Origin of the sequence: Plantibacter sp. VKM Ac-2885, from assembly GCF_015351205.1 — a bacterium.
Lineage (GTDB): Bacteria > Actinomycetota > Actinomycetes > Actinomycetales > Microbacteriaceae > Plantibacter > Plantibacter auratus.
This window is the reverse complement of the sequence record NZ_JADKSK010000001.1, coordinates 2,570,782-2,593,747: the sequence shown is the minus strand read 5'-3', so window position 1 is coordinate 2,593,747 and position 22,966 is coordinate 2,570,782. Positions and strand designations below refer to the sequence as shown.

General features: G+C 69.1%; 24 protein-coding genes. 12 read left to right on the top strand and 12 right to left on the bottom strand.

Features of this window, described 5'->3' with window-relative positions; translation table 11 throughout:
• Positions 1-36: 36 nt before the first annotated feature.
• The 4 genes from ITJ66_RS12400 to ITJ66_RS12385 all read right to left on the bottom strand — a co-directional run bounded on the left by ITJ66_RS12400 (position 37) and on the right by ITJ66_RS12385 (position 4,062).
• Entirely contained in the window at positions 37-1,098 is a 1,062-nt protein-coding gene (locus tag ITJ66_RS12400) for a hypothetical protein (protein ID WP_194644708.1), read from the bottom strand.
• 105 nt (positions 1,099-1,203) lie between these two features.
• Positions 1,204-2,931: a hypothetical protein gene (locus ITJ66_RS12395; RefSeq protein ID WP_194644707.1), complete on the bottom strand. Its 1,728-nt coding sequence runs from the start codon at positions 2,929-2,931 to the stop codon at positions 1,204-1,206.
• A complete protein-coding gene (locus ITJ66_RS12390; RefSeq protein ID WP_194644706.1) occupies positions 2,924-3,121 on the bottom strand; it encodes a hypothetical protein in 198 nt (65 codons plus the stop codon). Before ITJ66_RS12390 ends, ITJ66_RS12395 begins: the two co-directional genes overlap by 8 nt.
• Positions 3,122-3,687: 566 nt before the next feature.
• A complete protein-coding gene (locus ITJ66_RS12385) occupies positions 3,688-4,062 on the bottom strand; it encodes a helix-turn-helix domain-containing protein (RefSeq protein ID WP_194644705.1) in 375 nt (124 codons plus the stop codon).
• 117 nt (positions 4,063-4,179) lie between these two features.
• On the opposite strand from ITJ66_RS12385, the gene ITJ66_RS12380 reads away from it, so the two are divergent.
• Positions 4,180-4,545 (top strand): DoxX family protein, encoded by a 366-nt coding sequence (locus ITJ66_RS12380; RefSeq protein WP_194644704.1) that lies wholly within the window; start codon positions 4,180-4,182, stop codon positions 4,543-4,545.
• Positions 4,546-4,579: 34 nt separating this feature from the next.
• On the opposite strand, the gene ITJ66_RS12375 is transcribed toward ITJ66_RS12380, so the two are convergent.
• Complete coding sequence (locus ITJ66_RS12375) at positions 4,580-5,542, bottom strand: zinc-dependent alcohol dehydrogenase family protein (protein WP_194644703.1); 963 nt, start codon at positions 5,540-5,542, stop codon at positions 4,580-4,582.
• A gap of 110 nt (positions 5,543-5,652) precedes the next feature.
• On the opposite strand from ITJ66_RS12375, the gene ITJ66_RS12370 reads away from it, so the two are divergent.
• A complete protein-coding gene (locus ITJ66_RS12370; protein WP_228501913.1) occupies positions 5,653-6,258 on the top strand; it encodes a TetR/AcrR family transcriptional regulator in 606 nt (201 codons plus the stop codon).
• A gap of 15 nt (positions 6,259-6,273) precedes the next feature.
• Here ITJ66_RS12370 and ITJ66_RS12365 read toward each other — a convergent pair whose 3' ends face one another.
• Positions 6,274-6,672, bottom strand: a complete 399-nt coding sequence (locus tag ITJ66_RS12365) for a VOC family protein (protein WP_194644702.1) — start codon at positions 6,670-6,672, stop codon at positions 6,274-6,276.
• Between the two features lie 96 nt (positions 6,673-6,768).
• Here ITJ66_RS12365 and ITJ66_RS12360 point away from each other — a divergent pair, with 96 nt between their 5' ends.
• Complete coding sequence (locus tag ITJ66_RS12360; protein WP_194644701.1) at positions 6,769-7,758, top strand: YafY family protein; 990 nt, start codon at positions 6,769-6,771, stop codon at positions 7,756-7,758.
• Between the two features lie 121 nt (positions 7,759-7,879).
• Here the strand turns inward: ITJ66_RS12360 and ITJ66_RS12355 are convergent, their stop codons facing one another.
• The gene (locus tag ITJ66_RS12355; protein ID WP_228501593.1) at positions 7,880-8,158 is read right to left on the bottom strand and encodes a hypothetical protein; all 279 of its coding nucleotides are present in this window, start codon (positions 8,156-8,158) and stop codon (positions 7,880-7,882) included.
• Between the two features lie 267 nt (positions 8,159-8,425).
• Between ITJ66_RS12355 and ITJ66_RS12350 the strand changes: the two genes are divergently transcribed.
• The gene (locus tag ITJ66_RS12350) at positions 8,426-8,776 is read left to right on the top strand and encodes a hypothetical protein (protein ID WP_194644699.1); all 351 of its coding nucleotides are present in this window, start codon (positions 8,426-8,428) and stop codon (positions 8,774-8,776) included.
• Positions 8,777-8,801: 25 nt separating this feature from the next.
• Here ITJ66_RS12350 and ITJ66_RS12345 read toward each other — a convergent pair whose 3' ends face one another.
• From ITJ66_RS12345 to ITJ66_RS12335, 3 genes are read right to left on the bottom strand one after another with little or no spacing between them, the layout of a single operon-like run.
• A complete protein-coding gene (locus ITJ66_RS12345) occupies positions 8,802-9,128 on the bottom strand; it encodes a YciI family protein (protein WP_194644698.1) in 327 nt (108 codons plus the stop codon).
• A gap of 44 nt (positions 9,129-9,172) precedes the next feature.
• The gene (locus ITJ66_RS12340) at positions 9,173-10,585 is read right to left on the bottom strand and encodes an NAD(P)/FAD-dependent oxidoreductase (RefSeq protein ID WP_194644697.1); all 1,413 of its coding nucleotides are present in this window, start codon (positions 10,583-10,585) and stop codon (positions 9,173-9,175) included.
• Positions 10,582-11,208, bottom strand: a complete 627-nt coding sequence (locus ITJ66_RS12335; protein WP_194644696.1) for a dihydrofolate reductase family protein — start codon at positions 11,206-11,208, stop codon at positions 10,582-10,584. Before ITJ66_RS12335 ends, ITJ66_RS12340 begins: the two co-directional genes overlap by 4 nt.
• A gap of 185 nt (positions 11,209-11,393) precedes the next feature.
• Between ITJ66_RS12335 and ITJ66_RS12330 the strand changes: the two genes are divergently transcribed.
• Positions 11,394-11,879, top strand: coding sequence for a glutathione peroxidase (locus tag ITJ66_RS12330; RefSeq protein WP_056005205.1), 486 nt, complete (start codon positions 11,394-11,396; stop codon positions 11,877-11,879).
• 21 nt (positions 11,880-11,900) lie between these two features.
• Here ITJ66_RS12330 and ITJ66_RS12325 read toward each other — a convergent pair whose 3' ends face one another.
• Positions 11,901-12,773: an oxidoreductase gene (locus tag ITJ66_RS12325; RefSeq protein WP_194644695.1), complete on the bottom strand. Its 873-nt coding sequence runs from the start codon at positions 12,771-12,773 to the stop codon at positions 11,901-11,903.
• 199 nt (positions 12,774-12,972) lie between these two features.
• On the opposite strand from ITJ66_RS12325, the gene ITJ66_RS12320 reads away from it, so the two are divergent.
• The 3 genes from ITJ66_RS12320 (at position 12,973) to solA (ending at position 16,520) form a co-directional block, all read left to right on the top strand.
• Entirely contained in the window at positions 12,973-13,464 is a 492-nt protein-coding gene (locus ITJ66_RS12320) for a PadR family transcriptional regulator (RefSeq protein WP_085514431.1), read from the top strand.
• A gap of 61 nt (positions 13,465-13,525) precedes the next feature.
• A complete protein-coding gene (locus ITJ66_RS12315) occupies positions 13,526-15,229 on the top strand; it encodes an AarF/ABC1/UbiB kinase family protein (RefSeq protein WP_194644694.1) in 1,704 nt (567 codons plus the stop codon).
• Positions 15,230-15,359: 130 nt separating this feature from the next.
• Positions 15,360-16,520 carry an N-methyl-L-tryptophan oxidase gene (solA, locus tag ITJ66_RS12310; RefSeq protein WP_194644693.1) on the top strand — a complete coding sequence of 387 codons (1,161 nt, stop codon included), beginning with the start codon at positions 15,360-15,362 and terminating at the stop codon, positions 16,518-16,520.
• Between the two features lie 30 nt (positions 16,521-16,550).
• Here solA and ITJ66_RS12305 read toward each other — a convergent pair whose 3' ends face one another.
• The gene (locus ITJ66_RS12305) at positions 16,551-18,356 is read right to left on the bottom strand and encodes a GAF domain-containing protein (protein ID WP_370582634.1); all 1,806 of its coding nucleotides are present in this window, start codon (positions 18,354-18,356) and stop codon (positions 16,551-16,553) included.
• A 202-nt stretch (positions 18,357-18,558) separates the two neighbouring features.
• Between ITJ66_RS12305 and ITJ66_RS12300 the strand changes: the two genes are divergently transcribed.
• From ITJ66_RS12300 to ITJ66_RS12285, 4 genes are read left to right on the top strand one after another with little or no spacing between them, the layout of a single operon-like run.
• Positions 18,559-19,833, top strand: coding sequence for a hydroxymethylglutaryl-CoA reductase, degradative (locus ITJ66_RS12300; RefSeq protein WP_192017864.1), 1,275 nt, complete (start codon positions 18,559-18,561; stop codon positions 19,831-19,833).
• Positions 19,830-20,810: a hydroxymethylglutaryl-CoA lyase gene (locus ITJ66_RS12295; RefSeq protein WP_194644691.1), complete on the top strand. Its 981-nt coding sequence runs from the start codon at positions 19,830-19,832 to the stop codon at positions 20,808-20,810. The genes ITJ66_RS12300 and ITJ66_RS12295 overlap by 4 nt, the downstream gene beginning before the upstream one ends.
• Positions 20,807-21,481 carry an FMN-binding negative transcriptional regulator gene (locus ITJ66_RS12290; RefSeq protein ID WP_194644690.1) on the top strand — a complete coding sequence of 225 codons (675 nt, stop codon included), beginning with the start codon at positions 20,807-20,809 and terminating at the stop codon, positions 21,479-21,481. Before ITJ66_RS12295 ends, ITJ66_RS12290 begins: the two co-directional genes overlap by 4 nt.
• Positions 21,478-22,947 (top strand): amidohydrolase family protein, encoded by a 1,470-nt coding sequence (locus tag ITJ66_RS12285; protein WP_194644689.1) that lies wholly within the window; start codon positions 21,478-21,480, stop codon positions 22,945-22,947. The genes ITJ66_RS12290 and ITJ66_RS12285 overlap by 4 nt, the downstream gene beginning before the upstream one ends.
• Positions 22,948-22,966 lie beyond the last annotated feature (19 nt).

The window sequence follows — 22,966 nt, the reverse complement described above, 5'->3', positions numbered from 1 at the left end:
AACAATCTCCCTGCGTAGTTGCTGGTCCTGACGTGGCTAACGCGGCGGCACCTGCGCGTTTAGCCGGAACGCCCGACGTTGCTCGTACGCAACGAAGTCCGGGAAGTGGCCCGGATGCTCGGCAAAGACAACTTGCCGCCACCTGTTTGGGTCAAGGCCGATCATCCAGTCTGCTTCGTACTGGGTCTGGGTGAGCGGGGTGGCCCAAGTCGTTGCCTCCTCTGGGCTGTAGAGGACGGCACCATCTGGGGGCATAGAGAACTTGTGGGTGACATGTTCGGCGTTGGCGGCTACGTCGCCCTGGAGGTAGGTGAACCCTGCGGCGATGTCGCGGTCGACCTGTTCGGGCTTCTCGACGAACGGGGAGAAGGAGAGCTGGTCAGCGAAGGTGAACCCGACAAGGTACGGCGCCTCCTCCATGGAGAACTGACCGACGACGACTCGCAGGTCACCGTTCGGGCGGCGCCCGTTGAGCCAGGCGTTCGCGGCCGCGATGTCGCCGACCGGCTCCTCGGGGTGCAGAGGGTCGCCGACTGCCGGCTGGCTCTTGAGCGGGAAGCCGGTCCACTCGCCGCGGTGGTCTCGGTGCACGATCTGCGGGGCGATGCCGGCGAAGAACCGAAGCACAGCGAGCATCGTGTTCGTCAGTTCCCTGCCCTCCAGGTTCGCTTGATAAGCGGGTTGCAGGCGTTGCGTCCGCTTCTCCAACTCGGCATGTGTTGCGGCAGGGATGGGGCGCCAGCAACCGTAACTCCGCATGCCGTGAGTGCCGCCGATGAGGACGTCCTCGCTCGGCGAGACCTCGAACATCAGATGTTGGTCGACGTTGCGGGCGTATTTGACCGCGTTGATGAGTTCGGCGCCGGACGTGGGCGTGGGCGTGAACAGTGCCAGGTAGGTGGCCTTGTCGTGGAGCTGCTTTGTGAGTAGGTCGTTGAGGTTCTGCACCCGACCGAGCCAGGTGCGGGCGTGCACGCCGAGGTCGCCGCCTCGGGCGGTCGCGGCGTAGTACGCGGCGACGTCGTTCTGAATGTCCTTCATGACCTGGCGCAGGCGCGGCTCTTCAGCGGGGGTGATGGTCAGTGGCGAGGTCTTCATCGTTCGTGTCCTCGGGTCTTGTGCGTGTTCGTCGAATGTTGCGAACGGCGGCGGGCAGGGTCGTCGTTTCTGGAGTTGCCAAACGCACGCGCTGGCCTGAGGGTTCTAGCCAGACTGCGACATGTCACCAGCGGCGGGAGAGCCGGGGTCTATTGGATCGAACGTGAAGAGGAAAAGCAACTGAGCGGCCACCTGGAGGATGACCACTACATCGAGGTGAGTTAGCCGCTCGAGGAATCCGTGTAGGTACTCGTTGCGGATGTTGAATCCGAGCTGGTCTGTCAGCGCGAAGTCCCAGAACCGTCCGAAGCGCGCCCCATTTCCTAACGCAGGAGTGAGGTCGCGGATAAGGCCGCCGAGGGTCTTGAATACGTTGGCAGCGCCAGCGGGGTTGTAGATCGTGACGTGCGCCTCAATCGCGAACGTGCGGATAGCCGCTTCGATCGTCGGGAGTACAACGCCCGTGGGATCAACGTCACCTCCGAGGAACGCATCGAAGGCATTTGAGACCCGCTCGGCGCCGATGGTGGTGAATAGCGGCGAGCGCGTGCATCTGTCGCGGAGGGCTGCAACGCATTCCGGACGATTGAGGAGGACGAGTAGTCCCGGTCCGATGACGAGCTGGAACTGATACTCATACAGCCGTCGATCTTCCTCGTGGTGACGGTAACGGACGATATCGTCGTCAGAGTTGGCCTGGAAGCTCACATGGCCGGCCCGGTTTACCTCTGTGATTGTCGCGATCTGGTCCACGATCTGAAACTCGTATGGCGGGCGTTCGCTGCTTGGGAGAAACTCCGGTGCCTTGCTTGCCCAGATCGCCCACGCCTGTTCTGGCGGGGATGTCCCCAGGAGTCCGAGGAAACGTTCGACTTGGCCGCGAGTCTCCTCGTCGAGCTTCCATGAGAACTCGCTCGTCTTGAAGTCGTAGTCCTCGGGGCGGATCTGGGCGAGAGCACTGCTGGCCTCACCAGCTACGTCTCTGAGACCCTGCGCCCGCGCGGTGGCGAGGACTTGCCGCAGCAGCGCCTCTTTCAGAAACCCATCACGGGAATCTGCCTGTGCGATCAGCCCACGAAGGTGCTCTGCGACGATGTAGTCAGCATCATCTTTGGACTCCTGCAGTGTTGCCAGGAACAGAGCGAGCTCGCGCCGCAGATGCCAATCGCCCTCGAACAGCGGGAGCGCTGCGCGCACCCGAGCATCTGCCTCCGACTTGGACCCTCCGCAAAAGACGAGATATTCGAGCGTCCGCAGAATGGTGCCGCCCTCAGAGTTCTCTGCTGTTGTAGCCGCGAGCGATTCGTCGACGATCTCGAGCAGTCTTGTTCGAGTGGCATCCTGTGTGCTCGTATCGTCGAGACGCCGCCCAACATTGAACGCCCTCGCTGCGAGGACGTACTGCTCGACGCGATCAAGGTTCGGGTCGCGAGCGAGCTGAAGATAGGCATCCGCGGAGATGGAGCCCACTTCCGTCTGGTTCGTGCGGTAGCTGTAGGTGAGGTCGCCGATGTGCGCTCGTACGAGCACGCTCGCCGCAGGCGATTGCGCCGCTTCGAGGAGGACCTTAAAGTCGAGAGTGCGCGGGTCAGTTCGGCCTTCTTCGTACTGTTGCTGCCAGTACGGGCGACGCAGCGGTGCATCATCCTCAAAGAGCCGAACACTCTGGGAGAACCCGCGGAGTAGCGCGACCGCCGCTGGTGTTTCGGTCGCCTTGAGATGCGCGATCAGTGCGGAGACCGCATCCTCGCGTCGCTTCGCATCCGACACTGCGGCGAGGGCAGCGACCAGCCCGCTGCTCGCGTCGTTGGCGTCGCCCGTGAGCTCAGACACCTGGAGCGCCTCCCACCCGCGCGATCTCGTTCCACTCGTCGATCCGTGTCAGGAGCATGTTGCTGAGTTCGCGTGCCGTCGTGGAGTGGAGATAGTGCCGCACTCCGTGGATCGTGACCTCGAGGCACTCCGCTTCCTCGGCTCCGGTCAACTCGACCGCGACGTGGCCATCGGGCCAGTTCTGTGGCACTGCTGGCTCGTGGGTCTCTCTGATCAGGATTTTCGCAGGCTTCTTGCCTCTGTGACTCATCGCGCACCTCCCGCAACTTCGCTTTGTCATTCATGATCCCGTACCCGGCGGCCTGCGCCCAACGACCGAACAGTGGACTGCCCGCAGCAGCGCTGCGCTACCCAACCAGGTAGAAGTCGGCGAGACGCGCATAGGCCAGGTCGGAGGCGGCTTGTAGCCGAGAAAATGTGGGTGGCATTGCAGCGAATACGACGCTGCTGGCGCCGCAGCATACCTATGTCGCGTGAGCGGGGATAGCCGCGCTTTCCGTGTAGTCGAATCGAGGCCGGTGTACCCGCCAAGCGCCGGGACCTGGCCGGGACCTGATGCATGCAATCCATGCAATCCACGATGTGAAATAGGGCCGTATGAGGGGCAAAGAAGCCCGGAAAGTCAAGGATCTGGGGCTGAACCGTCTACCTGGGGGTCAAGGGGTCGCAGGTTCAAATCCTGTCAGCCCGACCATGAAGTCCCGGAAACCATCTGGTTTCCGGGACTTTTTCGTTGTTCGTAGCGTGGCCCGGTGGTCAGAACCGCTCGTCGTATGCCGTTCGACTCGCTTCGATCACAGGGACGTGCTCGCCGGCCCACTCGGCGAGTGCCACCGCATGGGGGATGAGCGACTGCGCGAGGTCTGTCAGCTCGTACTCGACCCGCGGCGGCACTTCGGCGAAGGTGGTGCGGGTGACGAGTCCGTCGCGCTCCAGGTTCCTGAGGGTGAGGGTGAGCATGCGTCGGGAGATGCCCGGGATGCGCTGCTCGAGCTCGGTGAACCGGAACGGGCCGTCATGGAGCGTCGCGATGAGGAGGAGCGCCCACTTGTCGCCGATGCGGTCGAGGAGCGAGCGGATGGCCTTGCCCTGGTCGCCCCGGACGGAACACAGCCTCTGGTAGCGGAACACGGCACCCCTCGCGGCTCGGTCACACGCGTGTGCCTTTTGTACGCCGGTCCGATCCGGTCCACACTTGCGTCGGTTACCCATCGTAACCATCAACGCACACGCACTCGGAGGTTGCACATGGTCATCGCCTATTGGATCGTCGCAGGACTGCTCGCGGTCCTGTACCTGTACTCGGGCGGCATAAAGCTCGTCCGCTCTGCAGAGCAACTCCGCCCGATGATGGCGTGGGTCGACTCTATGCCGCTCTCGGCCGTTCGCGTGGTCGGCGCCCTCGAAATCCTGGGCGTGGTCGGCCTGATCCTGCCACCGCTCGCGGGCGTCCTCACCTGGCTGGCCGTCGCGGCCGCGGTCGGCCTCGTCCTCGTGCAGGTAGGTGGCATCACCGTGCACGTGCGTCGCGGCGAGTTCCGGGTCCTCGGGCTGAACGTCGCCCTGCTCGTGCTCGCCGCCGTCGAGATCTGGCTGGCGACGATCTGGCTGTAGCGGTGGCGGATCTGTGCCTGCCTCGTCAGCCGACTCAGGGGACGAGCACGATGCGCCCGAACACGTCCCCGGCGTCCATGAGACGGTGCGCCTCGGCTGCGTCGCTCAGCGGCAGGGTGTCGTGGACCACCGGTGAGAGCGTGCCTCGGACGGCGTCGTCGAACACCTCGGCTCGTATCCGGGCGAGTTCCTCGCGCGGCACGGTGTCGAGGCTCAGGGTTCCGAAGGTGATCGATCGGCGGAAGCCGGCCAGGAGAGCCGTGCCGAAGTCGGCGGGCGGGAACCCTCCCACCACGCCCACGGCGATCAGGCGGCCGTTCGGCGAGAGCCGCTCGATGAACCGGGGGAGGTCGGGACCGCCGACGATGTCGAGGATGACGTCGAACTCCGCCGGGGCGTCCGCATCGCCTGTGCCGGAGCGGTCGAGCACGTGGGTTGCACCGAACGCCCGCAGACGTTCCCCGCGTTCGGAGGACGAGGTGGTGACGGCGATGACGCCGGCGCCGGCACGAGTGGCCAACTCGACGCCGGCCAGGCCGATACTCCCGGCGGCACCGCGCACGAGGACGGATTCGCCCTCGGCCAGGCGAGCGCGTTCGAGCGCGAAGTGCGCGACCGGGAACGCGCTGCCCAGCGTCACCGCCTGGACGGGCGTCAGGTCGGACGGCAGCTCGACGATCTCGTCGGCGCGCGCGATCACGTACTCGGCGTACGCGCCCGAGGTCCCCGTGAACGCCCAGACCCGTCGACCGAACCACGCGGGGTCGACGTCGGGCCCGGTTGCGGTGATGACGCCGGCTGCTTCACTTCCCGGGATCATCCCCGAGTCCCTGGCGGCTTCAGCGATACCGCCCCGGCGGATCACGACGTCGACCCCGCCGACGCCTGCGGCCTCCGTTCGAACGAGGACCTCACCGGCCCCGGGCATGGGGACGGGCAGGTCCGTCACCTCCATCCCACTCGGGTCGCCGAAGGTCCGGATGATCACTGCGCGCATGGCTGCACTCCGTTTCGCGGCGGGGGATCTGACCCGCCTCCCGAAACGTAACGGACGCACCCGTCCACTTGAGTAATGTGAGACATATGTCCGCAACACTGCCTTAGAACCTGCGTTCCGACGCCCAGGAGAACCGTGACCGCGTCCTCGCGGCAGCCCGCGAACTGTTCGGGACCGACGGTCTCCACGTGACGATGCGAGAGATCGCCCGCCGAGCCGGTGTCGGGCCGGCCACCCTCTACCGACGGTTCCCGACCAAAGCCGATCTGGTCAGAGCCGCCTTCGTGAACGAGCTCGACGCCTGCCGCTCGATCGTGGTCGACGCCCTCGCAGACGTCGACCCCTGGCGCGGCTTCCGCGGCATCATCGAGGAGGTCTTGGTCCTCAACGCTCGGAACCAAGGGTTCACGGACGCGTTCCTCGCCGCCTACCCCGATGCCGTCGACTTCCGGACCCAGCGTGAACAGGCCGTGCGTGCGATCACCGCCGTCGCTCGTCGTGCCATCGACGTCGGTGCGCTGCGCGCGGACTTCGTCCTCGACGACTTCCTCGTGGTCCTGCTCGCGGCTCGCGGACTCTCACGGACGACGGAGACGGAGCGCGTCCGAGCTGCACGACGCTACGCCGCGCTCGTGATCGACGGACTGCGTGCGTCAGACCGGCACGAAGCGCTCCCGCCAGCACCGCGACTCATGTCGAGCGTCATCCCGGCGTAGCCGGCAGGTGCAGGTTCACGATCCGACGCGTTCACCGGCGTCAGTGGTGATCGGGGTGAAGACGTTCACGAGGTTGCCGTCGGGGTCGCGGAACAGCAGCGACCGGTTGCCCCACGGCATGTCAGTCGGCTCGTTCACGAACGTCTCCACGACGCCCTGGAGCGTCGTGTAGACGTCATCGACGTCATCGACGAGCAGATCGAGGATGACGGATCGGTTGGCACGCGGCGCGGCGGCGTTCTCGCCCAGCAGCGGAATGGTCGCCGAACTGGCGATGGCGAGCGTGCCGGTGTCGGTGCGCACCTCGGCGAACAGTGGGTGCAAGCGTGCCGCGGTCACGCCGGTGACCCGTTCGTAGAACGCGACCAGGGTGTCGACGTCGTCGGTGATGATCCGGGTGGCTGCGAGTTGCATGCGTGTCTCCTTGGCTGGTGATCTTCCCCCACAGGTGCGGGGCGGTGACGACGATAGAGCCGATACCGGGCCGTTTTCGCCCGGTATTCTCATGTGATGGGATATGCCGGATCGCCGACTGCTCGAGCGCTGCAATTGCTCGAGCTGCTGCAGTCCGCCGAGATCCGCAGCGTGCCAGAGCTCGCCGAGCGGTTGGGCGTGGACGAACGGACTGTGCGCCGCTCCGTGCAGCGTCTCGTGGACATGGATGTGCCGATCGAATCGGTGCGCGGTCGCTACGGTGGGTACCGCCTCGCCGTCGGCCGGCGGGTGTCGCCGATCATGCTCACCGACGAGGAGGCGGTCGCCGTCTTCCTCGGCTTGAGTGAAGCCCAGTCTTCCTCGGACTCCCCGGATCTCGCAGCGCAGATCGCCCTCGCGAAGATCCGACGATCCCTCCCGGCCGCATCCGTGGACCGCCTCGAGGCGGTCCTGCAGGCCGCAGCACGGAGACCGACGCGCCACGACGTGCCCGACGCGGGAGTCCTGCTCACCGTGTCGGACGCGATCCGAGCGAGACGCCCCGTGGAATTGCGCTACCGCGACGCGGAGGACACGCCCTCGCGTCGCACGGTGCATCCGTTCGACCTGCTCGTCCACGCCGGTCGTTGGTACCTGGACGCGTTCGACGTCGAGCGAGCGGAGGAGCGCACCTTCCGGGTCGACCGCATCCGATCGGCGCGGACGTTGCCCGGCGTCGTCTCGGGCCCGGTTGTTCGAGCGGAGCGCCCTCCACTCGTCGATCGCTTCGCGGGGGCGGACTACCGATGGCACGTCCGGTTGCGCATCCAGGCGAGCGTCCCGCAGATCCGGGCCCATTTCCCGGAGAGCGTGGCCGTCGTGGAGTCGATCGAGGACGCACCTGCCTGGCATCGGGTCTCGATCCGAGCCAAACGCCTCGACTGGCTTCCAGTGGCGATCGCCGGGCTGGGGGATCATGCGGTGATCGTCGACGAGCCTGAAGACCTCAGAGCACTCCTCCACGCGACAGCGACGCGGATGCTCCGCATCGCGCGCGGCGCGGATGGGACGCCTCCGCTCCCGTAGGGCGCGACCATGCGAATCACGTCGAAGCACGCCGCCGGTCGCCCGGGGTGGCGGTGACCGCCACAGGTTCCGGCGGGCGTGCTCGGAGCGGCGGCCGTCCGACCAGCGCCCAGCCGCCGCGTCACCGTCCGATGAGCCGCTCGGATTCGTCCCAGAGTCGACGGGCGTCGTCCAGGTTCCGCATCGGCGGCCACAGTGCCGGGAGGAGCGCGGGTCGGCCACCCATCGTGCGGACCGGGCCGTAGAACTCGTCGCCTCGCGCGGTCGGTGCCGTCGCGGCCATGAGCGCGGGCTGAGCGGCACTCGACACCGTGCTTGCGACGCCGAGGCGTGAGAGCAGGCGGACCACACGACGGGCTCCGGTGTCGCGCTGTCGGCCCATGCCTGGCTGGGCGGCCAACAGGTTGGTGGGGGAGACGCCGGGGTGCGACAGGTTGCTGGAGATGCCCCACCGGCTCGACGACGTGTTCGCCCCTCGTGGTCGAGCGCACGGGCTGGAGGACCGCGGCGCCAGCCCGGGCGAGGTCGGTGGCGATGCTTCGACCGATGCCGAGGATCCTGGTCGGCGTGAGGACCGCTCAGCTCGCCAGCTGCCCCCCGCCTTGGGGGTTGTCGATGCCATGGCGCGGTAGGAGCATCAGCTGCATCGGAACCAATGGAGGTTCGAATGCGGAATCCAGAGGTGTGGCTCGCTCTTGTCGGCTTGCTCGGGGGTGTCGTCATTGCAGGTGCCCTCTTCGCGCCGATCGCAGCGATCATCGCCGGGGTCGGATTCCAACTCAAGCGGAAGGAACGGGGCATCGCTCCAGGGTTGTTGCTTTTCAGCCTTGCTGCGATCGTCTTGGCGATCTTCATCTACCCGGCCCACTTCCGTGCCGTCGCCACGTGTGATGCGATCGCCGCAGGGGCTTCGAACTCGCCGCTGGAGCGACTACTCGATACACCCATGGAGCGGCGGATGGACGCACTGGAGGCAGGCTGCAACGATCTGCCGTTCTACGAGATGCGCGAGTACTGACCCTTCGGTCTCGACAGCGTGCCGTTCAGCTCGTTGCAGGGAAGGGGCGCAGCTCCAGGCGACCGTTGCGGGCCATCGGGTGGCGGGCCGCGACGTCGATCGCCTCGTCGAGGTCGGCGCACTCGAGGATGTCGAAGCCCCAGAGCGTGTCGGTCGCGCCCGGGATCGGGCCGTTGGTGACCAGGCGCTCGCCGGCGCGGACGCGGACGCCGCGCGCCTCGCTCGGATCGAGCACGTCACCGAGGAGTCGCCGCCCGGTCGTGTCCAGCTCCTGGACCCAGTGGTCGACGTCGGAGTCGTCTGTGGGCTCGTCGGGCACGAGGTCCGTGAGGACGAACATCATGAATCGCATACGTTTCCTCTCCTTCGACGCTCGCGAGAGCGCACTCGTGGTCGCTATCGGACCGGGTTGACGACCGGTACTGCGCTCTCGTCGCGCCAGAGGGTCTCGATCGGGATCGACTGACCGAGGACGCGCTCCGCCGCCCGATGGCCGGAGTGGAATGCCGCCGTCACCGTCGCGGGGTCGTCGGTCCAGGTGGCCTCGCCTGCGAGGTGCAGGACGCCGCCGACCGGGGTCGCGAGGGCGTCATGGTCGTCGGTCGTCGAGCCGACGGTCATGTAGGCGTAGGACCCGCGGGAGAACGGGTCCTCCTGCCAGCGCGTGACGTGTACCTCCGTCGGCTCCTCGACGCGGTCGCCGTACAGGCGCCGCAGCTGCTCCAGGTTCGACTCCACGATGCGCGACTCGTCCCAGTCCCGGATCTCCACGGCCGTCGGTCCAGCGGCGAAGGTGAGCAGCGTCGGCGATCCGTGCGCCGTCGTGAGGTCGTACCAGGAATGCCAGCGTCGGCTCTCCGCTCCCTGCTGTCTGACCGCGTAGACGTCGTCGTCCCAGAACCGCCGCTCGAACCGCAGGAACACCTTCTCGAACGCGTTCATCCGCAACCGGGAGAGTGCGCCGGCGACCGGCTCCGGCAGCGGGGGATCGATCGTGAACTCCTCCGACTGCAACACCCCGACCGGCACCGTCACCACCACCGAGCCCGCGTGCAGCACCACCTCGCCCGCCGGTCCCTGCGCGGTTACCTCGACGCCATCTGCAGACCACCGCACATTCGTCACCACGTGCTCCAGGCGCACATCGAGCCCCTCGGTCAACCGCCGGGGGAGCACGTCGTACCCGTCGGGGAACACGACCTCGTCACCGTCGATCGCGTCGTCGTCGAGCCCGTGGGCCGCGAGGTCCTCGATCCATGCGCCGTACTGCTCCTCCGAACGATGCTCCAGGTACTCGCGGACCCGTTGCACCCGCTCGGTGTCCCAGTCCTGCAACGCGAGCGCCGCCTCGGTCACGTCACGGTACGACGCGTCCGGGGCTGACTCGGCGACGACACCGAGGAGCGTCGCGTCGAGGGCGTGGACGTCCTCGGCGAAGCCGCGAGCGTCGGCATCCGACAGGCGCTCGCCGTCGGGTCCGTAGTACGCGATCGGCCGGCTGTCCGGCTGGTAGCCGCCGACGGTGAACTCGACCGTCCGCATCCCGAACGCGTCGGCTGCCGCGGCGACCGCACTGTCATTCACCCCGTGCACCCACGATGCGCCGAGATCGGTCGACCGACCGTCGCGACGCTCGGTCGACACCCGCCCGCCGACCCGGTCACGGGCCTCGACGACGACCACCGTTCGTCCGGCGGCCGCGAGGAGTCGTGCGGCGACGAGCCCGGCGACGCCGGCACCGACGACGACCGTGTCGAAGCGGGTGTCGGCTTCGGGCGACTGCGTCGACGCCTCGTCCGACGCGCTCATCGCGGGTCGCCCATGTCGCCGGTGGTCGGTGTGCCGTCGATGCGTTCGTACCTGAGGTGGACCGTCCCTGCGGGGGACGTGGTCGCTGGGCCGAGCAGGCGCAGCGAGGACGGCACGGTGCCGGTGGCGAAGACGCGCTTCCCGGTGCCGAGCGTGATCGGGTACACCCAGAGGTTCAGCTGATCGAAGAGTGCGTCGGCGAGCAGGGTCTGCACGAGGTCGAGGCTGCCGATGACGTGGATCTGCGAGTGACGCTCGCACAGTGCTCGAACGGCCTCCGGGAGGTCCGATCCGAGTTGCGTCGAGTTCCCCCACCCCAGCTCCCTCGGCTCGCGTGACGCGACGTACTTCGGCAGTCGGTTGAAGAGCCTGGCGATGCCGTCGTCCTGGCCGCCCTCCTGGTGCGGCCAGTATCCGGCGAAGATGTCGTAGGTCCGGCGCCCGAGCAGGAGGGCGTCCATGCCCACCATGCCGGCGTCGATCTGCTCACCGTCGACCTCGTCGATGAGCGGTGCCTGCCAGCCGCCGAACGCGAACCCGTCACTGGGGTCCTCCTCCGGCCCGCCGGGCGCCTGCGCGACGCCGTCGAGGGTCATGAAGAGGTCGATGTGGATGCGTCCCATGTCCTGCTCCGATCTGCTGCACTCACGATCCACCGGCGGGCAGGCGGTGTCAACGGCTGTCGGCTGAGAACGCACTGACGAAAGGGCGTCGGCCGTGTCTTGGGCGAGTAGCGTTCGGAGTGGATCCGCTTGCGCACACCAGTGCACGGGCAGGACGTCGTTCGACAGATGAGAGGCATCACACCATGACCGATCTGGACACCATCCCCGTCACCACCCTTGACGGCCGGGACACGACCCTCGCGGAGTGGGACGGGAAGGCCAAACTCGTGGTCAACGTCGCGAGCCGCTGCGGCCTCGCGCCGCAGTACGAGAAGCTCGAGGCACTCCAGAAGGAGTACGCCGACCGCGGCTTCACGGTGATCGGGTTCCCGAGCAACCAGTTCCTGCAGGAGCTCGGCGACAACGAGAAGATCGCCGAGTACTGCTCGGCCACCTGGGGCGTCACCTTCCCGATGATGGACAAAGTGAAGGTCAACGGACGTAACCGGCACCCGCTCTACCAGGAGCTCGTGAAGACCGCCGACGCCAACGGCAAGGCCGGCAACGTCAAGTGGAACTTCGAGAAGTTCCTCATCGCGCCCGACGGCACCGTGCACCGCTTCCGTCCGACGACCGAGCCGGACGCCCCCGAGGTCATCGCCGCGATCGAGGAGAGCCTTCCCGCGTGACGCCGGGACGGTCGAGCGCGCTCACCGGTAGGTGACTCCGGTGAGCGCCTCGGCCGTCGTCCAGAGTTCGGAGGCGACGTGCTCGTCGCGGGCCGCCGAGGTCCGGCCGACGGGCTTCGGGCCGCCGCGCATCTCGCCGAAGCCGCTCGGACCGTAGTAGCCGCCGGGCTCGACATCGGGCGACGTCGCCGCGTAGAGCGTCGGAAGCGCACCCATCTCCGCGCTCTGGCCGAGAAGCCGGGTTCCCCAGGCGAGGAGCGGACCCTGCGCGGACTCGGTGTGGGACTGGAGTTCGGTCGACGCGAAGCCGGGGTGTGCGGCCACGGACAGCACCGAGGAACCCTCCGCCGTGAGGCGTCGCTGCAGTTCGGCCGAGAACATGAGGTCGGCGAGCTTCGACTGGCCGTAGGCCGACCAACGCCGATACGTGCGGTTGCGCCAGTTGAGATCGACCAGGTCGACCTTGCCGGCGCGGTGCGCAGCACTCGACAGCGTCACGACCCGCGTGGTGATGCGGTCGATCAGGAGGCCGGTGAGGGCGAAGGGCCCGAGGAAGTTCGTGCCGATCTGCATCTCGAAGCCGTCGGCCGTCCGTCGTTCGGGAACCGCCATGACGCCGGCGTTGTTCACCAGCACGTCGACCCGCTCGACGCCGTCGGCGAATCGACGGACGGACGCCAGGTCGGCGAGATCCAGCTGCCGCACCTCGACGTCGCCGGTCATCGCCGCCGCAGCCCGCGCGCCCTTCTCCGTGTCGCGGCAGGCGAGGATCACGGCGGCACCGTGGGCGGCGAGCTCGCGGGCCGTGACCGCGCCGATCCCGCTGTTCGCGCCGGTCACGATCGCGACGCGGCCGTGCTGATCGGGGATGTCTGCTGCGGTCCAGGGGCTCATGAGGGCGACGTTACGCCATCACGATCTTCCGATTACACATATCGTTCACAGCTTCACCGATATATCGTTGAGCATCGTTCACGTACGACGAAGGAGAGCAATCATGGGTGGATTCCCAAGCGGTGGCGCAGGATTCGGTGGCGCAGGGTTCGGTAACGGCGGAGGCTTCGGCAACGGAGCCGGCTTCGGGACCGACGGCATGTGGCAGATGATGGAGCAGCTGCGTTCGAAGTTCGAGAAGAGCGCCGGCTCGCGCGTCGGCCGCGGCGACGTCCGCTCAGCCGTGCTGGCCCTCCTGGCCGAGCAGCCGATGCACGGCTACCAGATCATCCGCGAGATCGAAGAGCGCAGCGGCGGCTCCTGGAAGCCCAGCGCAGGCTCGGTCTACCCGACGCTGCAGCTCCTGTCCGACGAGGGCATCATCACGGCCGAGGAGTCGGGCGGACGCAAGACCTACGCACTGACCGAGGCTGGTCGCGACGAGGTCGCCGAGTCCGGGGCATCCGCTCCGTGGCAGAACGCCGAGTCGTCCGAGCACCCCGGCTTCACCGCTCTGCCGAAGGCCGGCGTCGAGCTGGCTCAGGCCGCAGCCCAGGTCGGCCGCACCGGCACGCCCGAGCAGGTCCAGCAGGCCGTCACCATCCTCGACGACGCTCGCAAGCGCCTCTACGCGATCCTCGCCCAGGACTGACCGAGTGTCGTCGACCGGCGGGACGCCCAGCGACTCGGCGTCCCGTTTCGGCGAGCTCCCCATGAGCGGGCGGGCCGGCGTTCCTGCCGGTCCGCCCGCTCACGGGCGCGCCCGGTACCGTCGCATCCTCCGCTTCGCGAGCTGGCACCTGGCCGCCGCCTGGTGGTTCGAGATCGTCCTGCCGCGGTTCGGACTCATCAAACTGACGGAGCGGACCCGCACGCGCCGCATGCAGAAGTTCGCACGACGCTTCCACGTGCTCGCCGTCGACCTCGGCGGCCTCATGATCAAGGTCGGCCAGTTCATGTCGTCGCGCCTCGACGTGCTCCCACCGGAGATCACGAAGGAGCTCGAAGGCCTCCAGGACGAAGTCCCGCCCGTCGCCTTCCCTCGCATCCGCGCGCTCGCCGAGTCGGAACTCCGTGTGCCGCTCGCGCAGGTCTTCGCCGGCATCGACGAACGCCCCGTCGCAGCGGCCTCGCTCGGCCAGGCACACCGCGCCCTGCTCGCCCCGGCGCTCGCCGCCGACACCGGGCTCGACGCCGTCGTGCTCAAGGTCCAGCGGCCGGGTATCGACCAGATCGTCACCGTCGACCTCGCCGCCCTGCGCAAGGTGGGCGGCTGGTTGCGCCGCGTCCGGCTCGTCTCCGACCGCGTCGACATGCCCGCACTCGTCGAGGAGTTCGCCGCGACGAGCCTCGAGGAGATCGACTACCTCCATGAGGCCGCGAGCTCCGAGCGGTTCGCCGCCGACTTCGCCGGCGACGACCGCGTCTCCGTACCCGCGGTGGTGTGGGAGCGCACGACCCAGCGTGTCCTGACGCTCGAAGACGTCACCGCCATCAAGATCACCGACGCCGACGCCCTGCGCGCCGCCGGCATCGACCCGGTCGATGTGGCGCCCGTGTTCGCAGCCGTCATGTTCGACCAGCTCTTCACCAACGGGTTCTTCCACGCCGACCCGCACCCCGGCAACATCTTCGTGACGCCCGTCGAGGCTGCCCCGGGCGAGCGACCCTGGAAGTTGACCTTCATCGACTTCGGGATGATGGGCGAGGTCCCGCCGACCACGAGGCGTGGCCTCCGGAAGCTCCTCATCGCCGCAGCCTCCCGCGACGGCAAGGGCCTCGTCGACGCGATCCGAGACCTCGGCGTCCTCCTGCCCTCGGCCGACACGACCGAGCTCGAGCGGGCCATGACCGCGCTGTTCGGACGCTTCGGCGGCATGGGGTTCGCGGAACTGCGCGACGTCGATCCGAAGGAGTTCCGCGACTTCGGCAACCAGTTCAGCGAGGTCATCCGCACGCTGCCGTTCCAGCTGCCCGAGAACTTCCTGCTCATCATCCGCGCGATCTCGCTCACCTCCGGTGTCTGCAGCGCCCTCGACCCCGAGTTCAACCTCTGGGACTCCGTCGAGCCCTACGCCGCGCAGCTGCTGCGCGACGAGCGTGGCAACGTCGTCCAGGACCTCGGTCGCGAGGCACTCGACATCGCCACGGTCGCCGTCCGCCTGCCGAAGCGTCTCGACGCGGTCATCACGCGCGTCGAAGCCGGCACGGTCGCGACCACCAACCCGAGACTGGAACAGCGGATCGCGCGGCTCGACCGCACGACGGGCCGGGTCGTCTCGGCCGTGCTGTTCGCTGCATTGCTCGTCGCGGGCGCCGTCCTCCGGGCCGACGACGCCGTGCTCGGCACCGTCTTCATGGTGGTCTCCGTCCTGCCGCTCCTCCACGCACTCTTCTCGGGGCGCCGCGGGCGCTGACCCCGGCGAGCGGTCGTCGCCAAGGCACACTCCTGACGCGAAAACCTGGACCATCGGTCCATAAGCCGGTCTCCGGCGCTCCAGCACACTTGCCTGAATCGATCGGGCAAGCATGAGGGAGCACCACCGGATGGAATCGTTCGACGTCGCGGTTGTCGGCATGGGAGCTCTCGGCAGTGCCGCCGCCTACCACCTCGCCCGTCGGGGCGCGAAGGTCGTCGCCTTCGAGCAGTTCGAACTCGGGCACGTCCGCGGCGCCTCGCACGACACCTCGCGGATCATCCGGACGTCGTACGGCGCTCCGCAGTACGTGCGACTCGCGCAGTCGGCGTACCGTGACTGGGCCGACCTCGAGCAGGAGTCGGGCGAGCGGTTGCTCACCATCACCGGCGGGGTCATCTTCCTGCCCGTCGACGGGCCCTACTCGGCCACCGACTTCACCGCGGCGCTGGAGGAGTGCGGGGTCCCGCACGAGCTGCTGACGCCGGCCGAGGTGCAGGCACGGTGGCCGCAGTTCCGGATCCCCGAGAACGTGGAGACGGTCTACACCGCCGACACCGGCATCGCGCACGCCGCGCGCACCGTCGCGACGCTGCAGCTCCGAGCCCGCGCGCTCGGTGCGGACATCCGCGACCGCACCCGCGTCGACGCGCTGACCCCCGATGGCGCCGGCGTCGTGGTGCAGACCTCCAGCGGCCCGGTGCGCGCCGGCAAGGTCGTCCTCGCCGCCGACGCGTGGGCCAACGAGCTGCTCGAACCCCTCGGCGCGGCGATCCCACTCGACGTCATGCAGGAGCAGGTCACCTACTTCCGCCCGGCCGACGCCGAGCAGCTCGATCGCGAGCGGTTCCCGGTGTGGATCTGGGAGGACGAGGAGTGCTACTACGGCTTCCCGACCTTCGGGGAACCGACGGTGAAGGCCGCACGCGACGTCTCGGAGAACCGCATGTCGCCGGCGGAGCGCACCTTCGTCCCGTCGCCGGAGCTCACCGGGCAGCTGGCCGACTTCGTGGCGGACCTCGTGCCGGCGTCGGGCGCCGAGCTCCGTACGGTGACCTGCCAGTACGCGCTCACCCCTGACCGGAACTTCGTCCTCGGCCCGCTCGAGGAGCACCCGGACGTCATCGTCGCACTCGCCGCCGGTCACGGCTTCAAGTTCACGCCGGCCTTCGGACGCATCCTCGCGGAGCTCGCGCTCGACGGGGAGACGAGCGACGACATCGCGAGCTTCGCCCCGTCCCATGCCCGCAGCGCCGACCGCGTCTCACCGATGCCGACCTCCGCGAGCTGATCCGGAGCGGGCCGGTCCGAGGGCTGCCGGTTACCGTCCGGCCTGCAACTGCTCGCGGAGCTCGTCGAGGCGGACGGCGATGCCGAGCCGGAACATGCGCTCGTCCTCGCGCCAGGAGGCTCCGAGGACCTGGTCGAGCCGGTCGAGGCGCTGCAGGATCGTGTTCGTGTGGAAGTTCAGGGCGCGCGCCGTGCGGGTGGGGCTCGCGTTGTTCCGCACGAACGCGCGCAGCGTCCCGAGCAGGTCGGCGTTCCGCTCGGCGTCGTAGCGCCGGACGAGTCCGATGGTGTCGCGCAGGAAGTCGGCGAGCGCCCGCGCATCGGTGTCGAAGATCGCCGAGTAGGGCAGGAAGTCGTCGGTCGATGCGGTGAGGTCCGAGAGTTCCAGTGCGGCGATGAGTCTGGCGGTGCGCATCGCGCTGGTGAACGCGGAGGTGAGGGCGTCGGGAGCGGTGCGGGGCACGACGGCGACGACGGGCTGCTGGATGCTGCCGGCGACGTGTCGGCGGACGGCGTCGGCGTCGAGCGGCCGACGGCCGGAGGAGTGTGCGGCGACGACGTACCCGCGGTACTCGCCGACGAGCGCATGGTCGTCGAGTCGGCGGCTGAGCGCTCGGGCGGCGGTGGTCTGTTGGTCTCCCGGGACGGCGAGGAGGAGCAGGGAGTCGAGTTCGTGCAGGTCGATGCCGAGGCGCCTGGCGCGTCGTTCGACGTCGGATCGGCGTTCGGGCACGTCGTCGAGGAGGTCGGCGATGAGCTCGCTGCGGACGCGGTGGTCGGCGCCCGAGGCCGCCTCCTGCTGCAGCTCGAGGAGCGCCGCGACCTGCGCCGCGCGTTCGACGGTGCGGAGGTCCACGGCGCCGAGCTCGAAGTCGCCGTCACCGAGGATGAGGGCACCGAAGTGCTGGCTGCCGGCGGACAGGGCGGCGACCGCTCCGACACCGCCGCTCGCGACCAGGACGCAGTGGCCCGAGCGACGACTGTCGGTGATGGCCGCGCGCGTGACGTCGTCGAGGTCGAGCATGCCGGGGGAGAGCGGGAGCCCGGCTGCCGCGATCACCCGGTCCTGCGCGTCGGTCACGGCGACCGCACGGCCGAGTGCCGTTGCGAGCGTGTCCGCGACGGGTGCGAATCCGCCCCCGGCGAGAACCGCCTGGACGAGTTCCTGGTGGACGGTGTTCGCCCGGTCGCGTTCGACGAGGTGGGCGGTGAGGTCCGCGAGGTTCCGTCGGCTGGCGTCCTCGGAGTCCTGCAGGTCGCGGAGGGTCTGCGTGGTCTGGAGGATCACCGAGGCGTGGTCCGCGAGCGCCGCCAGGAGCGCGACCTCGTCGGGGGAGAAGTCCTTCCGGTCGCGGTTGCCGACGAAGAGGACGCCGAGGACGTCATCGCTCGTGAGCATCGGCACGCCGAGCAGGGAGACGAGCCCCTCCGCTGCGACCGCGTCATCGATGCCGCGCTCGTGTCGATCGGTCGAGTAGTCGGAGTAGTCCGCGACCCACTGGGCCGTGCGCGATTCGACGACGACGCTCGCGAGCCCGCGCCCGGGAGGGACGCGGAGCGTCTGGAACGACGGACTGACGGAGCCACTCGTCTCGCGGACCCGCAACTCGTGGGTGACCGGGTCGAACTCGGACAGGTAAGCCAGATCGACGCCCATCATCTGGTGGGCGCGCTGGACGAGTCTGGCGAGCACGGCGTCGCTGTCGCGGAGCTCGGCCAGTTCGCGGGCGCTCGAGAACAGGGCTGAGAGCTCGTGCTCGCGGCGTCGCAGCCGGATCAGCTCCCGCTCGGTGTCGTGGACGGGTTCGGCGTCGACGAGGTCGGTGGCCGTTCGCACGTCGGCAGGCTCTCGCATCGGGTCTCCTGACTGGTCCCTCAGGAGTCTAAAGCGACGGCCGGTCCAGCGGGGTGTGGGATCCACCCACACGATCGCCGATCCGCTGAGTCATCCACCCATCGTCGTCGACGATCACCGCTCCTAGGGTCGTCTTGACCGCAGCACCGAGGATCCGGTGTCTGCCTGTACCGAAGGGCGACCCATGCCGAGAAACAGCCGAATCCAGGGGCTGCGCGACCACACGCCGGACGAGCGGCTCGACCTCGTCGCCGAGGGGGCCGGGATCGCGGCGGAGGCGCTCGCCGCACTGCGACCCGACACCGGCCTGTCGATCGCCCAGGCGGACCACCTCGTGGAGAACGTCGTCGGCGTCATCGCCGTCCCGGTGGGCGTCGCGACGAACTTCACCATCGACGGCGAGGACCGACTCGTCCCCATGGCGACCGAGGAGCCGAGCGTCGTCGCCGCGGCTTCCAACGCCGCCCGCATCGCGCGCGTGCACGGCGGTTTCCGGACGTCGTCGTCGGGCGACGTCATGATCGCGCAGATCCAGATCCTCGACGCGGTCGACCCGCACGCCGCGCGGCTCCGTGTCCTCGAGGCGAGAGACGAACTGCTCGCCCTCGCGAACGAGCTCGACCCGATCCTCGTCTCCTTCGGCGGTGGCGCCCGAGACATCGACGTCCGGATCCTGCCGACACGCGTGGGGACGCAGGTCATCGTCCACCTCCACGTCGACGTCCGCGACGCCATGGGCGCGAACGCCGTGAACACGATGGCCGAGGCGATCGCGCCCCGCATCGCCGAGATCGCCGGATCGCGGACCCTCCTGCGGATCCTCACGAACAAGGCCGATCAGCGCATCACCCGTGCCAGGGCGGTGTTCGACGCCGACCTCCTCGGTGGTGCGCAGGTCGTCGCCGACATCGTCGCCGCGAGCGCGTTCGCCGAGGCCGATCCGTACCGGGCGGCCACCCACAACAAGGGCATCATGAACGGCATCACGGCCGTCGTCCTCGCCACGGGCAACGACACCCGGGCGGTCGAGGCCGGCTGCCACTCTCACGCGGCGCGGTCCGGTCGCTATGCGGCGCTGTCGCAGTTCGAGCAGGACGCCGACGGGAACCTCGTCGGCACGATCGAGGTCCCTCTGGCCGTCGGACTCGTCGGTGGAGCGACGAAGGCACACCCGACGGCGCAGGCGGGCGTGACCCTCCTCGGCGTCGAGACGGCCCGGGAACTCGCGGCCGTCATCGCCTCCGTGGGCCTCGCCCAGAACCTGGCCGCGTGTCGGGCGCTCGCCGCCGAGGGCATCCAGCGCGGCCACATGACCCTGCACGCCCGGACGATCGCGGCGAGCGCCGGCGCGACCGTGGACGAGATCGGGGCGGTCGCGGCGAGGATCGTCGCCGACCGTCGGATCCGGGTCGAGTACGCGCGCGAGGTGCTCGACGAGCTCCGGGCGACGTCGGCATGAGCGGCCTTCCGCAGCCCCGGATGGAACCGGTGGACGGTCTCCCGACACGGGTGCGCGTCTACGAGGTGGCTCCGCGCGACGGGCTGCAGGCCGAGACGGACATCCTGCCGACGGCGGTGAAAGCGGAGCTCTGTCGGCGTCTGTACGAGGCGGGGTCGCGGGACCTCGAGGTGACGAGTTTCGTGCCGGCCACCTGGATCCCGCAGTTCGCGGATGCGGAACGGCTCGTCGCTGGCCTCGAGGTGCCGACGGGTGCGCGGGCGGTCGGCCTCGTGCCGAACCTGCGCGGCCTGCATCGGGCGATCGACGCTGGTGTCCGGGAGGTCTCCGTCGTCGTGAGCGCGTCGGAGTCGTTCGCCAGGGCCAATCTCAACACCTCGCGCGAGGGGGCGGTCGAACGGGCCGAGGAGGTCGTCGCCACCGCGACCGCGGAGGGGGTGCCGGTGCGCGGCTACGTGTCGATGGCGTTCGGGGACCCCTGGGAGGGTGCGGTCGATCCGGCGACGGTCGTCGAGGCCGCCGTGCGGCTGTACCGCGCCGGGTGTTCGACGGTCGCCGTCAGCGACACGATCGGGGTGGGGACGCCCGGGCTCACGACCCGGGTCGTCCGGGACGTGCTCGCCGCCGGGATCCCGGTCGAGGCGGTCGCGCTGCATCTGCACGACACCTACGGGCAGGGACTCGCCAACGTGTACGCGGCGCTCTCGCTGGGCGTCGCCGAGTTCGACTCCTCCGTGGGTGGCCTGGGTCGCTGCCCGTACGCGAAGGGCGCCACCGGTAACCTCGCAACCGAGGACCTCGTGTGGATGCTCCACGGGCTCGGGATCGAGACCGGGCTCGACCTCGGGGCCCTCGCCGCGACGACCGCCTGGTTGGCGCGCGTCCGGGGCGTCGCAGCCCCCTCGAACGTGGCGACGGCCCTGGCGGCCGCAGCGTCCGCGGTCGACACCCCGAGCACCGCAGGAGGCGGCAGATGAGGCACACCACCGAGTACGTCCAGGGCGACGTCGAAGCGGTCCGCGCGCTGGTGCGCGAGCACCCCTGGGCGACGGTCGTCAGTCACGTCCCCGGTCGTGGGCTCGTCTCCTCGCACTATCCGGTCCTGCTCGAGGAGGACGAGGACGGGATCGTGCTCCTCAGCCACGTCGGGCGGCCGGATGAGCGACTGCACGAGCTCGGTCAGCACGAGGCCATGGTGATCGTCTACGGCCCCCAGGGGTACGTGTCGCCGAGCTGGTACGACACGTCGCCGGCCGTCCCCACCTGGAACTTCGCGGTAGCGCACCTGTACGGGGTGCCCGAACTGCTCTCGGACGAGGAGAACCTGCAGGTGCTCGACCGCCTCGTCGCCCACTTCGAGCGTGTGCTGCCCGAGCCGTACCTCATGAACGGGACGATCGCGAACAGCGAGTACGCGGCACGCATCGTCCATGGGACGGTCGGATTCCGCCTGCGCGTGACCCGGTTCGAGGCCAAGGAGAAGATGAGCCAGGACAAGCCGGCCGAGGTCGTCGAACGGGTGGTCACGGCGCTCGGGGAGCCGGGTCCGTACCAGAACGTGCCCCTCGCCGCCCGCATGGCTGCTCTCCACGGGCTCGACACGGGGACAGCTGCGCCGACCACCGACGACGGGACACCGGCACGGTGACCGCGACCGACCTCACGCTCCGGAACGCGCGACCCTCCGGCAGCGAGCCCGTCGACATCCTCGTCCGCGACGGTCGGATCGCCGAGATCCGACCGGCCGGGACGGCCCCGGCGTCCGGCGAGGTCGTGGACGTCGCCGGACGCACGATCGGACCGGGGCTCTGGGACGCCCACGTCCATATGACCCAGTGGGTGATCCAGCGGCGACGGATCGACCTGACGGAGACCGCCAGCGCGGCCGACGTCCTCGCGGCCGTCCGTCGCGCGGTCGACACCGATGCACCCCTCACTGACGGGTTCCTCATGGGGTACGGGTTCCGCGACGGCCTGTGGACGCAGCCGGCAACGCTCGCCGCGCTGGAGGCCACCGAATCGGACGTACCCGTCGTTCTTGTCAGCGGCGACCTGCACTGCGCCTGGATGAACACGCGCGCCGCGCGACGACTCGGTCTGGACCTCGACGCGAGCGGGGTCATCGCCGAGGCGCCGTGGATCGAGGCGCTGCAGCGGATCGATCAGCACTCGGGGCTCGCCGCGCACGCCTACCGGGATGCCGCCGACGCGGCAGCCCGACGCGGCGTCGTCGGGGTCGTCGAGTTCGAGAACACCGACAATCTCGGCGAATGGTCCGAGCGCATCGCGGACGGCGCGACGAGCCTGCGGATCGAGGCCGCCGCGTGGCCCGACAGGCTGGAGTCCGTCATCGCGGCGGGACTCCGCACCGGCGACGCGATCGACCCGGCCGGACTCCTCACCATGGGGCGACTCAAGGTCGTCGTCGACGGTTCCCTCAACACGAGGACCGCCTGGTGCTGGGACCCGTATCCGGGCGTCGACCCGTCGAGTGCGCACGCCTGCGGGGTCGAGAGCGTCTCGGTCGACGAGCTCCGCCGACTGCTGGAACGAGCGAGGGGCGCCGGGATCGAGGCTGCCGTCCACGCGATCGGCGACCGAGCCAACACCGAGGTCCTCGACACCTTCGAAGCGCTCGGGATGCGCGGCATCATCGAGCACGCCCAGCTCGTGCGCGAGCAGGACTTCGCCCGGTTCGCGAGCCTCGGGCTCATCGCGAGCGTGCAGCCCGAGCACGCGATGGACGACCGGGACGTCGCCGACCGCCACTGGAGCGGCCGCACGGGTCGCGCCTTCGCGTTCGGATCCCTGCACCGCGCAGGCGTCGGCCTCCGACTCGGCTCGGATGCTCCGGTCTCGCCCCTCGACCCGTGGCAGGCGATCGCCTCCGCGACGAGCCGGAGTCGCGACGGCCGCGACGCCTGGCACCCCGAGCAACGGCTCCCGCTGGACGTGGCCCTGGCCGCGAGCGTCCGCACTTCGATCGCGGTCGGGCAGCCCGCCGACCTCGTCATCACGGACCTCGACCCGTTCGACGCCGACGCTGAGCGGCTGCGGTCGATGCCGGTCGCCGCGACCCTGCTCGGCGGACGCTTCACCTGGCGCGCGTTCTGATGGCAGCTGAGACCGAGAC

Coding starts and splice junctions, on each gene's coding strand:
- ITJ66_RS12350 (WP_194644699.1), top strand. CDS start 8,426: ATGCGGAATCCAGAGGTGTGGCTCGCTCTTGTCGGCTTGCTCGGGGGT.
- ITJ66_RS12300 (WP_192017864.1), top strand. CDS start 18,559: ATGCCGAGAAACAGCCGAATCCAGGGGCTGCGCGACCACACGCCGGAC.
- ITJ66_RS12290 (WP_194644690.1), top strand. CDS start 20,807: ATGAGGCACACCACCGAGTACGTCCAGGGCGACGTCGAAGCGGTCCGC.
- ITJ66_RS12380 (WP_194644704.1), top strand. CDS start 4,180: ATGGTCATCGCCTATTGGATCGTCGCAGGACTGCTCGCGGTCCTGTAC.
- ITJ66_RS12295 (WP_194644691.1), top strand. CDS start 19,830: ATGAGCGGCCTTCCGCAGCCCCGGATGGAACCGGTGGACGGTCTCCCG.
- ITJ66_RS12345 (WP_194644698.1), bottom strand. CDS start 9,128: ATGCGATTCATGATGTTCGTCCTCACGGACCTCGTGCCCGACGAGCCC.
- ITJ66_RS12330 (WP_056005205.1), top strand. CDS start 11,394: ATGACCGATCTGGACACCATCCCCGTCACCACCCTTGACGGCCGGGAC.
- ITJ66_RS12360 (WP_194644701.1), top strand. CDS start 6,769: ATGGGATATGCCGGATCGCCGACTGCTCGAGCGCTGCAATTGCTCGAG.
- ITJ66_RS12315 (WP_194644694.1), top strand. CDS start 13,526: ATGAGCGGGCGGGCCGGCGTTCCTGCCGGTCCGCCCGCTCACGGGCGC.
- ITJ66_RS12400 (WP_194644708.1), bottom strand. CDS start 1,098: ATGAAGACCTCGCCACTGACCATCACCCCCGCTGAAGAGCCGCGCCTG.
- ITJ66_RS12325 (WP_194644695.1), bottom strand. CDS start 12,773: ATGAGCCCCTGGACCGCAGCAGACATCCCCGATCAGCACGGCCGCGTC.
- ITJ66_RS12335 (WP_194644696.1), bottom strand. CDS start 11,208: ATGGGACGCATCCACATCGACCTCTTCATGACCCTCGACGGCGTCGCG.
- ITJ66_RS12340 (WP_194644697.1), bottom strand. CDS start 10,585: ATGAGCGCGTCGGACGAGGCGTCGACGCAGTCGCCCGAAGCCGACACC.
- ITJ66_RS12365 (WP_194644702.1), bottom strand. CDS start 6,672: ATGCAACTCGCAGCCACCCGGATCATCACCGACGACGTCGACACCCTG.
- ITJ66_RS12375 (WP_194644703.1), bottom strand. CDS start 5,542: ATGCGCGCAGTGATCATCCGGACCTTCGGCGACCCGAGTGGGATGGAG.
- ITJ66_RS12320 (WP_085514431.1), top strand. CDS start 12,973: ATGTGGCAGATGATGGAGCAGCTGCGTTCGAAGTTCGAGAAGAGCGCC.
- solA (WP_194644693.1), top strand. CDS start 15,360: ATGGAATCGTTCGACGTCGCGGTTGTCGGCATGGGAGCTCTCGGCAGT.